Annotated in this window: 12 protein-coding genes and 3 pseudogenes; 11 read left to right on the top strand and 4 right to left on the bottom strand. The window is 37.5% G+C overall.

The features are described from left to right. Positions 1-3: 3 nt before the first annotated feature. The 3 genes and pseudogenes from NSQ71_RS11480 (at position 4) to NSQ71_RS11470 (ending at position 4071) form a co-directional block, all read left to right on the top strand. Positions 4-717, top strand: a complete 714-nt coding sequence (locus tag NSQ71_RS11480; RefSeq protein ID WP_082829632.1) for a hypothetical protein — start codon at positions 4-6, stop codon at positions 715-717. Positions 718-887: 170 nt separating this feature from the next. Beyond that, positions 888-2366, top strand: a complete 1479-nt coding sequence (spoIVA, locus tag NSQ71_RS11475; protein ID WP_063388595.1) for a stage IV sporulation protein A — start codon at positions 888-890, stop codon at positions 2364-2366. A gap of 376 nt (positions 2367-2742) precedes the next feature. Continuing rightward, positions 2743-4071: pseudogene (locus NSQ71_RS11470) on the top strand (arsenic transporter). An 88-nt stretch (positions 4072-4159) separates the two neighbouring features. On the opposite strand, the pseudogene NSQ71_RS11465 reads toward NSQ71_RS11470, so the two are convergent. From NSQ71_RS11465 to NSQ71_RS11450, 4 genes and pseudogenes are all read right to left on the bottom strand, one after another. Further along, positions 4160-4823, bottom strand: a pseudogene (locus NSQ71_RS11465) (DUF2642 domain-containing protein). A 71-nt stretch (positions 4824-4894) separates the two neighbouring features. Further along, positions 4895-5536 carry a hypothetical protein gene (locus tag NSQ71_RS11460; RefSeq protein WP_133309195.1) on the bottom strand — a complete coding sequence of 214 codons (642 nt, stop codon included), beginning with the start codon at positions 5534-5536 and terminating at the stop codon, positions 4895-4897. 467 nt (positions 5537-6003) lie between these two features. Then, positions 6004-6899 (bottom strand): annotated as a pseudogene (locus NSQ71_RS11455) (CotH kinase family protein). Beyond that, positions 6896-7081: a hypothetical protein gene (locus NSQ71_RS11450; protein ID WP_327848142.1), complete on the bottom strand. Its 186-nt coding sequence runs from the start codon at positions 7079-7081 to the stop codon at positions 6896-6898. Before NSQ71_RS11450 ends, NSQ71_RS11455 begins: the two are co-directional and overlap by 4 nt. 156 nt (positions 7082-7237) lie before the next feature. Between NSQ71_RS11450 and NSQ71_RS11445 the strand changes: the two genes are divergently transcribed. From NSQ71_RS11445 to ndk, 8 genes are all read left to right on the top strand, one after another. Continuing rightward, on the top strand, positions 7238-7441 hold the full coding sequence (locus tag NSQ71_RS11445) for a hypothetical protein (RefSeq protein WP_340733967.1): 204 nt from the start codon (positions 7238-7240) through the stop codon (positions 7439-7441). A 368-nt stretch (positions 7442-7809) separates the two neighbouring features. Then, the gene (gene hbs, locus NSQ71_RS11440) at positions 7810-8088 is read left to right on the top strand and encodes a non-specific DNA-binding protein Hbs (RefSeq protein WP_063388591.1); all 279 of its coding nucleotides are present in this window, start codon (positions 7810-7812) and stop codon (positions 8086-8088) included. A 220-nt stretch (positions 8089-8308) separates the two neighbouring features. Further along, entirely contained in the window at positions 8309-8875 is a 567-nt protein-coding gene (gene folE / locus NSQ71_RS11435) for a GTP cyclohydrolase I FolE (RefSeq protein WP_063388590.1), read from the top strand. 17 nt (positions 8876-8892) lie between these two features. Continuing rightward, entirely contained in the window at positions 8893-9120 is a 228-nt protein-coding gene (mtrB, locus tag NSQ71_RS11430; protein WP_063388589.1) for a trp RNA-binding attenuation protein MtrB, read from the top strand. A 113-nt stretch (positions 9121-9233) separates the two neighbouring features. Further along, positions 9234-10010, top strand: a complete 777-nt coding sequence (locus tag NSQ71_RS11425) for a heptaprenyl diphosphate synthase component 1 (protein ID WP_158640198.1) — start codon at positions 9234-9236, stop codon at positions 10008-10010. Positions 10011-10013: 3 nt separating this feature from the next. Next, positions 10014-10739 (top strand): demethylmenaquinone methyltransferase, encoded by a 726-nt coding sequence (locus tag NSQ71_RS11420; RefSeq protein ID WP_063388587.1) that lies wholly within the window; start codon positions 10014-10016, stop codon positions 10737-10739. Further along, complete coding sequence (hepT, locus tag NSQ71_RS11415) at positions 10740-11702, top strand: heptaprenyl diphosphate synthase component II (protein WP_063388586.1); 963 nt, start codon at positions 10740-10742, stop codon at positions 11700-11702. Positions 11703-11786: 84 nt separating this feature from the next. Beyond that, on the top strand, positions 11787-12233 hold the full coding sequence (gene ndk, locus NSQ71_RS11410) for a nucleoside-diphosphate kinase (protein WP_063388585.1): 447 nt from the start codon (positions 11787-11789) through the stop codon (positions 12231-12233). The last annotated feature ends 29 nt before the right edge of the window (positions 12234-12262 follow it).

Below are 12262 nucleotides of genomic sequence, written 5' to 3'. Positions count from 1 at the left end.
AGGATGAACAAGAAAAGCATAATGAAATCTTTCATCTCTATCATGTTTGTTTTGCTTTTATCTGGATGTTTATACCCAGAAGAACGATTACATAAAAATGAAATACCTTATGAAGCGCAAATACAATCCGTGCAAAAAGCAGTAGAACAATATAAAGCTGATACGGAAGGGCTTTTGCCGATTAAAACGAGAGACAAATCAACGCCTATTTATGAAAAATACCCTATTGATTTCAATCTGTTGATTCCTGAATATTTGCCTGAGCCCCCTGGCACCGCGTTTGAAAATGGAGGCATTTACTTATATGTTTTAGTCGATGTGGAAAAAAATCCAACCGTAAAGCTGATCGATTTACGAATAGCAGAGGCGATCCGTGAACTAAAGATGAGGATCAATGCTCATGAATATCCTCCTTATGAAAAGCAAATAGCGAAAAATGTATTTACACTGAACTATAAAAAGCTAGGATTAAAAGAGCCTCCTCATGTGAAGAGTCCGTACTCAGGGGAAAATCTTCCGCTTGTGATCGACAACAATCGAGAAGTTTACGTTGATTACAGCTTAGATTTATACCGTGCCATTAAGGAATCAAAAAGATCATTCAAAGAGGGGGAAGATATCCGTCATTTGCTAGTAGAAAACTCCCCGTTCGTCCCTGCATTTTCCCTTCCATATACTGTGAATGAAAAAAATGAACCGGTATTTTTAATAAAATAAGTCATGAACCTTTTTCTTAAGAATACAATTTAAGAGAAAGGTTCTTTTCTTTTTGGAAGAAATTCTTTTTTTACAGTCATAACTAGATAGGACAACATCATAAATATGTAATGACTAAAGAATTGTAAATGTATGGATGTTATAAGACTTGAAAGTCGGGAGGGAATCACTTGGAAAAGGTAGATATTTTCAAAGACATTGCAGAGCGAACTGGCGGCGATATTTATCTAGGGGTCGTTGGTGCAGTTAGAACCGGTAAATCAACATTCATAAAAAAGTTTATGGAATTAGTTGTTCTTCCCAATATTGAAAATGAAGCGGATAAAGCACGTGCTCAAGATGAGCTCCCTCAGAGCGCAGCAGGCAAAACCATTATGACAACGGAGCCAAAGTTTGTCCCGAATCAAGCGGTCACCGTCCATGTTGATGAAGGCCTTGATGTCAATATAAGATTAGTAGATTGCGTAGGATATACAGTGCCTGGTGCAAAGGGATACGAAGATGAAAATGGGCCGAGAATGATCAACACTCCATGGTATGAGGAGCCGATCCCGTTTCATGAAGCAGCGGAAATTGGCACCCGCAAGGTTATTCAAGACCACTCAACAATCGGTGTAGTCGTCACAACAGACGGTTCAATCGGCGAAATTCCTAGAAAAGATTACGTAGAAGCGGAAGAACGAGTAATTGAAGAGTTAAAAGAAGTCGGAAAACCATTTATTATGATTATTAATTCTGTGCATCCTCATCATCCGGATACGGAGGCTTTAAGAAAAGAATTAAATGAAAAATATGATATTCCAGTTCTTGCTATGAGCGTGGAAAGCATGAGGGAAATTGATGTAACGAATGTATTGAGAGAAGCGCTTTTCGAATTTCCAGTCTTGGAAGTCAATGTGAATTTGCCCAGCTGGGTGATGGTGCTGAGAGAAGATCATTGGCTTCGCACGAGCTATCAAGAAACGGTGAAAGAAACAGTAAAAGATATCAAACGTCTGCGTGATGTCAATCAAGTTGTCCAGCAGTTCAGTGAGTATGATTTTATTGAGCGGGCTGGACTAGCTGGTATTCAAATGGGCCAAGGGATTGCGGAGATCGATTTGTTTGCGCCGGATGAGCTGTACGATCAAATTTTAAAAGAAGTTGTCGGTGTTGAAATACGCGGGAAGGATCATCTGCTTGAGCTCATGCAAAATTTTGCACACGCTAAGGCGGAATACGATCAAGTAGCCGATGCTTTAAAAATGGTAAAACAGACAGGTTACGGCATAGCAGCACCGGCTTTATCAGATATGAGTCTGGATGAACCGGAAATTATCCGCCAAGGATCGAGATTCGGCGTCCGGCTCAAAGCAGTCGCACCTTCCATTCATATGATTAAAGTAGATGTTGAATCTGAATTTGCGCCGATCATTGGCACAGAAAAACAAAGTGAAGAGCTTGTGCGTTATTTAATGCAAGATTTTGAAGAAAATCCTTTGTCCATATGGAATTCCGATATATTCGGAAGAAGCTTAAGCTCGATCGTCAGAGAAGGAATACAAGCAAAATTGTCGTTGATGCCTGAAAATGCCCGCTACAAATTAAAAGAAACATTGGAAAGAATCATCAACGAGGGGTCAGGCGGGCTCATAGCAATCATATTATAAAAGATCAAAAGGTCAAAAACAACGGTTTTTTGGCCGTTGTTTTTTTCACAAGGGGCAAACGAGTGAGCCCTGTTTTTTTTTTTTTTGACAAGAAGTTCTGCCCTGCGTTTTCCGGCCTTTGAAAAGACACATCATTTTTTTTAAAAGGTTAAACAACTTAGCGAAAAAACCGACAAGTGAATCGATTTCCGAGATAATAGTAGATAGTTTTTTGCGGATTTAATAGAAAATGGGTTGTTGATAGATGGCAGAGATATTGTTAGACACATATTTATATAGTACAGGTGATAAGGAGTGATAGAAACCATGGTGGATATTTAAAAAGAACCTGACGGTAAGGAAGAAGGGAAATAGTTTGCTAGTTGACCGCGATTTAGTGATTTTATTCGTGTTTTTCATAACGATGATCTTGATTTTTTGGCGCCCCCGCGGAGTAAATGAAGCATTTCCAGCAACAATTGGGGCACTTATCATATTATTCGTTGGGGGAATCAGCTTTCAAGAATTGTCGGAAATTGCTTTAAATGTAACAGAAGCTTCTGTTACGATTATCGCAACGATTGTTATGGCAATCGTTCTGGAAAGCTTTCGTTTTTTCGAATGGTGTGCTCATCAGTTGGCATTTAAAGCTAACGGATCTGGAATCCGATTGTTTTGATATACGAATCTTCTCTGTTTTTTCATGACTGTCATATTTAATAATGACGGAAGCATTTTAATTACGACTCCTATTTTACTGCTACTTCTTCATCACCTTCGTTTAAAACATCACGAAAAAATTCCGTACCTTCTAAGTGGAGCGCTGGTTGCCACCGCTTCAAGCGCGCCAATTGGTGTCAGCAACATTGTAAATCTGATCGCATTAAAGATTGTAGGAATGGATTTATACATGCATACGGCAATGATTTTCGCACCTACTGTGACCGGGTTGTTGCTAATGGTCAGTTTGCTCTTTTTCGTTTTTTATAAAGACATTCCAAAAAGGGTGATAAACGTGCCAAAAGATGAGAACTTTTTCATCCAATCGCATCATCCTTTGAAGCCTAAATTGTTGCCAAAAGTTTTTAAAGAGAAGACAAGTATGATGATGAAAATGTTGATGTTTGTGATCGTTGTTCGAATCAGTCTGTTTGTCGCTTCACTTTTCGAAATCTCGATAGGGCTTGTGGCTCTGTTTGGTTCAATCGTTTTATTAACGGTGCGATGGTATAAGCTTCGTGTAAGTCCAATCGATGTTTTAATGAAAGCACCATGGTCAGTATTTCTGTTTGCTTTTTCCATGTACATCATCGTTTATGGCTTGAAAAATATCGGATTAGTTACTTTTTTCCTTCAGCTGTTAAAGCCGTTGATGACAGATGTAGCAAGCGGAATTTTTTGGATGGGCGGACTGATCACTGTTTTATCCAATATCTTTAATAATCACCCGGCATTAATGATCGGTTCAATGGTGCTTACAAATTTCGGATTGGACGAAATCACGTTAAAAACAGCTTATTTAGCAAGCATCATCGGCAGTGATATCGGTTCATTGCTGCTTCCGATCGGTACGTTAGCGACGCTCTTATGGATGCACATTTTAAAAGAGAACGGAATGAAAATCGGCTGGGGAAAATATGTGAAAGTAACATTTGTTGTCATTCCGCCAACATTAATATTTACGATGTTCTGTTTATACTATTGGATCAAGCTTTTGTTTGTATAATGTTAAAAAATGGGGTGTGATTCACCCCATTTTTTTCATAAATTGAAGCAACGGTTTAGGTGAAACGTATTTAAGAAGGCGGAAGCGTTTACGGAACGTGCACTGTTTTTATATGGGAAATTTTTAAAAACACCGTGTGGCTTTCAGCTGTTACCAATTCGACGAAGTTTTGCTGAACAGACTTTATCACTCCGATTTTTCCTTGTTTTTCCCCAAGATCAAATACAACTAATTTGTTGATGAATTTTTTTAATTGTTCCTCAAAGGTGCGGTTAACGGTGATCATGGCGGGCACCACTGGCAATTCATGTTCGTTTAACGAGTATGGCGTTGTTGTGTTTTGATATGGAATGAGCCATTTTAAATGCTGAAAAGACACTAAAACATATTTAAACACAGGGGAATAAAAAACAAAGTAGTCAGTTAAGACAGATGTAATATAACCGTGTAAAGCTTTATTTCCAGTTACATATATTTCAACAAACATTCCTTTAGCATTGATTAATATTTTTCGGTAGGAAATGGAATCTTCCTCAATAAACATTGGTTTAATCGTTTTGTGATCGTATTTAATCGGATTTTCGTCATCATATTTTTCCAAACTGTGTAAATGTAGAAGAGGAATATATATATTTATAACCATTATAAAGCACGATCACATCTAATCCTTCGTCAACTAAAATTCCGATAATTTCGTTTTTGCCGCTTATTTCTGCTTTTACTTGTTCGTCAATAAGTTCAGAAAATCTCAAAACTTCAATGCCTCCTTTCTTTGAAACACTGAAACAAAAACAGAGGGGGAATTTGATGGCGGAGACGCTAGCTAACCTTTCCAACGATAGTGGACAGTTTTGACTACTTTTTCAGGATGCGGCATTGATTGCAACTGTATCTCTGCTCTTTCTATATAGGCATTCGAAGCTCTTCTTCTATCATCTGGCATTGACCGTTTAGTCCTTCTATCAAGATCATCGGTTCTAACATGACGTTCTGAGTGTGAGTAAGTGTTTTTATGCTCAATCTCGTACGTGCTTTGTCCGCTTTTAGAATCTTTTTCCGTTGAAGTTCTTTTATCACGATCGGATCGATCTTTTTTTTCAGTTTGTTTGTTCTCATTTTTTTTCTGATCACGGGAACCTTCAAAAATGCTTCGAACGTGGAACGGCTGAATTCGAATGACTTCTTCTTTGTTAATTAAAATGAATGTCCCATTTCCGCTGTATGACAGAACACCTTCGAGCGCTTCCGGTCCTCCCAAATTAATGGAAACCCATTTATGAATAAAATAATTGAGTATTTCATCAAATGTTTTTACTTTCAAATAGCGGACGGTTTCCTTTTCTTCAGCGTTTTTGCTTTTGTTTAATGAGAAGCTTTTAATATGCTCCAAATTGAGATAGATCACCTGATCATCTTTGTAGAGAACAGCATAATGATTTGTTACATCTAATAACTTCCCGCTCATTGCTTCAGGGCCGCCTTGGTTAATTTGAAGGTATTCGTACTGAAATAATTTCATTAGGTGGCGGAAGCTGTCGCTTTTCGAAGCGTTTTGTCCAACATCTTCCAGTCGTAAAGGTTTGAAATTTGTCTTAGAATTTTCTGTAATGCTTTTAATGTGTTTCAATTGGTAGTAAACAACATTGTTTGATTCGAATAAATAGAGGGCCAAATAATCAGTTTTTACATCAAGCAAGCAAACCGCTTTTGCTTTCAGGACCGCCTCTATTCACCTTAATCATTTTTCCAACAAGCGACTTTACATATTGATAAAATTTTTCTCCAGCTGCAGTCATTTTCTTTAACCTCCCTTGGCATTCAACCATACAGGTCAATCATAATGTATTTATACGTTCAAAATGGGAGAAAGCAACAGAACATTTACCCAATTCATGAAAAATAAGCGATCGCCTATTTGCGTCGTTCAACTTGCTAAAACATTAAATGTGAAGCGATAAATTGATTTCTTTTCGAGATAAAATCGAGAATTTGTGAAGGCTGTTGATTAAATTCGTCAAGGGTATATTGGAAATAAGGATCTTTGCTAATAAACTTTTTCACTTGTTCATAATAACCGTATACAGCATCTATCAAATTTTTTACCGTAAATTGATGTTGTATAGTGTCATATAAAAGTTGTTGGTAAAGTTTTTTATACTTTTGGGCGTCTAGCAGCCTTGCCGTTAAAGTGTTAAATCCTTCTACCCGAACATAGTCATGTCGAATTTTTTCTCCGTTGACATCAATTCCCCATGTCGCATCGTAATCCCAGGGAATAATATGAAAACGGCTTGTTTCTCCATGTAAGTAAAGTGCGTAATTGTGAACAAAACCATCGTAATTTTGTGTGCAAATAACACCTGTCAGCCATTTTAATATTGCTCCACGTCTAAATATTGTTCAATTTCTTCAGAAAATTGGGACGAATTGCTTGTATTAACAAAATAAATAAATTGTTCGAACTTACTAAAATCGTCATTTTCCCCGTATTTTAGCTCATATCCTTGTGATAAGCTTTTTTTTACCTTTTGGTCTAAATCGCTGTATAACGAAAAATTAGCATCACCATCTATTGCATAAAAAATTGGGCCTTTAGGCAGTTTTCTTTTTGCTAAAAAATCTTCATTGACGGATTCAAGGCGTAAATAAATGCCTTGATGGATTCTATTGATCGATAAAAGGGTGAATTTTGTTTCGGGGACGTATACTCCTATACGGTCGAAAAAATAATAAGAAAGCTTATTGCGAATCAGTGAAGGATCAAAATATTCCGCATTTAAATGAAATTCCTTTTCGTTATTGTATTGTGAAGGACGGTAATATTTTATAAAAAAAGATTTTTTTTCGCTTTTCTAGTATGAGAGCCACGATACATTATATCCGCATCGATCTTCTTCTTCCCTAAATAAACCATGCCGGGAACTCCGTCTTCATCCCATTTATTTTTTTGTAAAAAAAGCAAATCTTTCGGATGAATGTATAAGGAAATTTTCTCCAAGTCTTTTTCCATTTGATCCCTCTTTTTACTGTTTTTCATTTAAATAGTATGAATGTGGATAAAACATGCCACTGTTGGTAAACGCACATTTTTTTTACGATTTAAAAGTCCAAACGAATTAATGTAAAGACACAGATGCTATACAAAATAAAAGGGGAGGGCAGAATAGTGATTTCCGAAAAAGTGATGAAAGAAGCATTTCATAGCGGGGGAGAAAAAGTGTTGAAACATTTTTATTTCCAAGAACCTGAAGGAAGAAGAAGATCGGATAAAACAAGCGGCAGCCGGAGAAGAAGCCACGACAGCAAGCATAAAAAACAAGCGGCAGCAGGGATTTTAAACATACGGAAAGAAAAAAATTCGGCGCTTTGAAAACGGAAATATGTGGGAGCTGCGTTTTTAAATGATGGAAGGGTTGACTGCTCATGCAGTCTCCATCTATTGTTTTGGCGAACTTTTTGCCAAATCGATTGAAAAATGACTGAAATTAATAGAATTGTGCTTGATTCTGCCATTATTGTTATGATAATCTTTTTACAGAAATTCTTCTCTCATAAGGATGAATCATCCTTTGCAACCAATTTGAAAATGAAAAACTGTTGAAATGAAATATTGTTTCATTTATGATAAGCTAGTCACCAACTTCTTGTTGTTGCATGTATAGAATTCTTAAAAGCTGTGAAGAAATGTATAATAGCTGGATTTTCATGAAACTTTTTTGGGAGGAGGTGAAACATTAAATGAACAAAACAGAATTAATCAACGCTGTAGCAGAAGCTAGCGAATTATCCAAAAAGGATGCAACGAAAGCTGTAGATGCTGTTTTCGATACAATTTTAGAATCTTTGAAAAAAGGTGACAAAGTTCAACTCATCGGTTTTGGAAACTTTGAAGTGCGTGAGCGTTCAGCGCGCAAAGGTCGCAATCCTCAAACTGGTGAAGAAATTGAAATTCCGGCAAGCAAAGTGCCTGCGTTTAAACCAGGCAAAGCTCTTAAAGATGCAGTTGCTGGCAAGTAATGAAATGAACGCACACAATTAAGAAATGAGTAGCGACTACATATGCTCGCTGCATTTCTTCACAGAATAAGCCCCTTTTTGGGGCTTTTCCTATTTAGGCGAGATTGTTCAGAAAAGTTTTCTGTTCTATTTGTGGGAAAGGAAGGAAGCTTCATTTTGCTTTTTTTTCATTAATTGTGCTAGAATCGGTATGAATGAATGACAATAGGAGGAGCCGAGTATGCCAAAAATTAATAAAGAGCAAATAGAACAGGCAGTACGTTTAATTATAGAAGCTATAGGGGAGGATCCTAATAGGGAAGGATTGGCTGATACACCTAAGCGGGTTGCCAATATGTATGAGGAAATTTTTTCAGGTATAGATCAGGATCCTAAAGAATATTTTCAAACCGTATTTGAAGAGGATCATGAAGAGCTTGTTTTAGTAAAGGATATTCAATTTTTTTCAATGTGCGAACACCATCTAGTTCCTTTTTTCGGTAAAGTACATATTGCATACATACCAAAAGGCGGCAAAGTGACTGGACTAAGCAAACTAGCCCGCGCTGTTGAAGCGGTTGTAAAAAAACCACAGCTGCAAGAACGGATTACGTCAACGATTGCCGACAGCATAGTCGAATCATTGGATCCTCACGGTGTGATGGTTGTTGTTGAAGCGGAGCATATGTGCATGACAATGCGCGGAGTGAAAAAGCCTGGATCAATCACTGTAACGTCAGCAGTCAGAGGATGTTTTTTGAATGATGCTGCGGCAAGAAGCGAAGTGTTGTCATTAATAAAAAAATAAACGGTAGGTGTTGATAGATGAATCCGAATCAAAATGATTATGTGGTTATTAAAGCAATTGAAGATGGCGTCAATGTGATTGGTTTGACAAGAGGTTCCGATACTAGGTTCCACCATTCCGAAAAGCTTGATAAAGGAGAAGTAATGATTGCTCAATTTACGGAACACACTTCTGCCATTAAAATTCGCGGCAAGGCGCTTATTCAAACAAGCTATGGAGAGATTGAGAGCGGCGAGAGAAAATAAGCAGGATTTCTGCTTTTACTTTTTCGACAAAGCCTAATGAAAAAATGTGGTTATGATATAATAAAGTTTGTAAATGTTAGTATAGAGATATATGGGGGACAAGGGTGATAATGATGGAAATCTATCAAAAGCTGGAGCAAATAAAACGTTCGCTAGACCAATATTTTTCACATCCTGTGCTTAAACAATATATTCAAAAGCCTGTAATTGATGAAGACAAGCTGCTATTGTTTTACGCGCTTTTTGAAGAAGCGGAAATAGCAGATGAAAAGAAGGAAAAATATGTTGTGACCGCCATGCTTGTTCAATCAGCCCTTGATACCCATGATTTAGTAACGACAACGGAATGTGAAAATAAGAAGCTTTTTGTTGAAAGACAATTAAATGTCATTGCAGGTGATTATTTCAGCGGTCTATATTATTTTATTCTTTCTGAAATTCAAGACTTGAAAATGGTTCGTGCGCTTGCAACCGCGATTAAAGAAATTAATGAGCATAAAATTCGTCTTTACGACCGAAGCTGCCAGTCGATTGAAGCAATAGTCGAAAGCATCGTCATTGTGGAAACCGCGTTATTTCAACGGATCGGAGAGCATTTTCAAATTGAGACGTGGCCGGAAATTTCCAAAACATATTTAACATATAAACGTTTATGTGAAGAAAAACATAAATACGATAAAAATAGCCAGTCCGTTTTAACACAATTTCAAAAGAAATCTAAAAGCCCGATTGATTTAGTTGGAACTTTCATAGAATGCTGCAATCATTATTTCTGGGAAATTAATAAACTGTTGGAAAAAAGTCTGAAATATTCGCCTGCCGTAAAACAATTTATTATGAACCGAATTCATGTATTACGGTTTTCGCATATGATAGTGGAGGAAGGTTAAAAAATGCAGCAATCGAAAGAAGAACGTGTGCACCGCGTATTTGAAAAAATTTATAAAAATTATGACCGGATGAATTCTGTGATCAGCTTTAATCGTCATATTGCATGGCGAAAAGAAACGATGCGGAGAATGAATGTGAAAAAAGGTTCCTACGCACTCGATGTTTGCTGCGGAACGGGGGACTGGACGCTTGCGCTCGGGGAAGCAGTCGGGCAAAACGGAAAGGTCATAGGACTTGATTTTAGCCAAAATATGTTAAGCATCGGTGAGGAAAAGGCAAAGGAAAGACAATTTTCCAATATTTCATTTATTCACGGCAATGCGATGGATTTGCCGTTTCCTGAAAACGAGTTTGATTATGTGACCATCGGGTTTGGCCTCAGAAATGTTCCTGATTATATGCAGGTTCTATCGGAAATGTACCGCGTATTGAAACCCGGAGGAATGGTAGTTTGTTTGGAGACATCACAGCCGACCTTGATTGGCTTCAAACAGCTTTACTATTTTTATTTTCGCTTTATCATGCCTTTATTCGGCAAGATATTTGCTAAAAGCTATGAAGAATATTCTTGGCTGCAGGAGTCCGCGCGTCAATTTCCTGGCATGAAAGAGCTGAAAAAAATGTTCGAGCAAACTGGTTTTATAAATGTAGAAGTGAAGCCATTTACAGGCGGTGTTGCAGCAATGCACTTAGGTTATAAACCGAAATTGGAAACAAAGGTGAAATAAATGAAGTTAAAATCATTCTATTCCTTTTTAACAAAAGACCTTGAAGTGATTGAAAATGAATTGCTGTCTTCCGTACAAACAAAAGATCCGTTAATACGTGAAGCCGGGATTCATCTTCTTCAAGCAGGGGGAAAACGGATTCGCCCTGTTTTTGTATTGTTGTCAGGAATGTTCGGAGATTATAACATTGACCGTATGAAACCGGTTGCCGTCGCTTTAGAGCTGATTCACAGCGCCTCATTGGTACACGATGACGTCATTGACAATGCTGAGCTGCGAAGAGGAAAACCAACAGTTAATGCAAAATGGGACAATCGCATTGCCATGTATGTTGGAGATTACTTATTCGCACGGGCTCTTGAAATCATAACAGAGCTGGACGAGCCGCTTATTCACCGAGTTCTTTCGAAAGCTCTTGTTGAACTCTGTTTAGGAGAAATCGAACAAATCAACGATAAATACAATTTTGATCAGTCTTATCGGACGTATGTCAAACGAATTAAAAGAAAAACAGCTTTATTAATTGCTGTCAGCTGCCAATTGGGCGCTCTTGCCTCCGGCGCTCCAGAATCCGTTTGTAAAAAGCTGTATTTGTACGGTTATTATGTTGGAATTTCGTATCAAATTATTGACGATCTTTTAGATTTTACCTCTACGGAAGAAGAGCTTGGAAAACCAGTTGGGAGCGATTTACTTCAAGGAAACATTACCCTTCCTGTTTTGTTTGCCATGCAAAATGAAGAATTAAGAAAAAAAATTGTCAAAATCAATAATCAAACAACTGCTGAAGAAATCAAGCCGATTATTTATGAAATTAAAAAATCAAGAGCAATCGAACAGTCGATGAATATTAGTGACCGCTATTTGCAGAAGAGCTTTCATCAATTGGAAGGCCTCAAGCACGGGAAAGCGCGAACTTCGCTATACAATATTGCCAAATATATTGGAAAAAGGAAATTTTAGTTTGCGTAACCGCTTTAATAATGATACTATTTTCTTGTGGATTTTGTACTTATACATAAAGAAATTTTCGAGGTGGATGTGTTGATGGAAAAGACGTTTTTAATGGTAAAGCCTGATGGTGTACAACGGCAGCTGATTGGACAAATCGTTTCAAGATTTGAGCAAAAAGGGCTGAAGCTTATCGGTGCAAAATTAATGAAAATCTCTGAAGAATTGGCCCAGCAGCATTATGGAGAACATAAAGAAAAGCCTTTTTTCAATGAACTCGTTCAATTCATCACTTCAGGACCGGTTTTTGCAATGGTTTGGGAAGGCGAAAATGCAATCGAAATTGCCCGTCAAATGATGGGAAAAACCAATCCAAAGGATGCCCTTTCTGGAACAATTCGCGGCGATTTTGGTTTAACAGTAGGGAAGAATGTAATTCACGGTTCTGATTCACCTGAAAGCGCTGAGCGGGAAATTCAATTGTTTTTTAAAGCTGAAGAGCTTGTAGAATATGACCGTGAAATTGATGCATGGATCTATTAACATCTGACCCTAATCAAACAATGGTTTGA

The organism is Aeribacillus sp. FSL M8-0235, assembly GCF_038000355.1.
GTDB lineage: Bacteria > Bacillota > Bacilli > Bacillales > Aeribacillaceae > Aeribacillus > Aeribacillus composti.
This window is presented reverse-complemented; position numbering and strand designations above follow the sequence as displayed.

Excerpts from the sequence above, each read along its gene's own strand:
- NSQ71_RS11480 (WP_082829632.1), top strand. The coding sequence starts at position 4 with ATGAACAAGAAAAGCATAATGAAATCTTTCATCTCTATCATGTTTGTT.
- NSQ71_RS11460 (WP_133309195.1), bottom strand. The coding sequence starts at position 5,536 with ATGAGCGGGAAGTTATTAGATGTAACAAATCATTATGCTGTTCTCTAC.
- NSQ71_RS11450 (WP_327848142.1), bottom strand. The coding sequence starts at position 7,081 with ATGGAAAAAGACTTGGAGAAAATTTCCTTATACATTCATCCGAAAGAT.
- hbs (WP_063388591.1), top strand. The coding sequence starts at position 7,810 with ATGAACAAAACAGAATTAATCAACGCTGTAGCAGAAGCTAGCGAATTA.
- folE (WP_063388590.1), top strand. The coding sequence starts at position 8,309 with ATGCCAAAAATTAATAAAGAGCAAATAGAACAGGCAGTACGTTTAATT.
- mtrB (WP_063388589.1), top strand. The coding sequence starts at position 8,893 with ATGAATCCGAATCAAAATGATTATGTGGTTATTAAAGCAATTGAAGAT.
- NSQ71_RS11425 (WP_158640198.1), top strand. The coding sequence starts at position 9,234 with ATGGAAATCTATCAAAAGCTGGAGCAAATAAAACGTTCGCTAGACCAA.
- NSQ71_RS11420 (WP_063388587.1), top strand. The coding sequence starts at position 10,014 with ATGCAGCAATCGAAAGAAGAACGTGTGCACCGCGTATTTGAAAAAATT.
- hepT (WP_063388586.1), top strand. The coding sequence starts at position 10,740 with ATGAAGTTAAAATCATTCTATTCCTTTTTAACAAAAGACCTTGAAGTG.
- ndk (WP_063388585.1), top strand. The coding sequence starts at position 11,787 with ATGGAAAAGACGTTTTTAATGGTAAAGCCTGATGGTGTACAACGGCAG.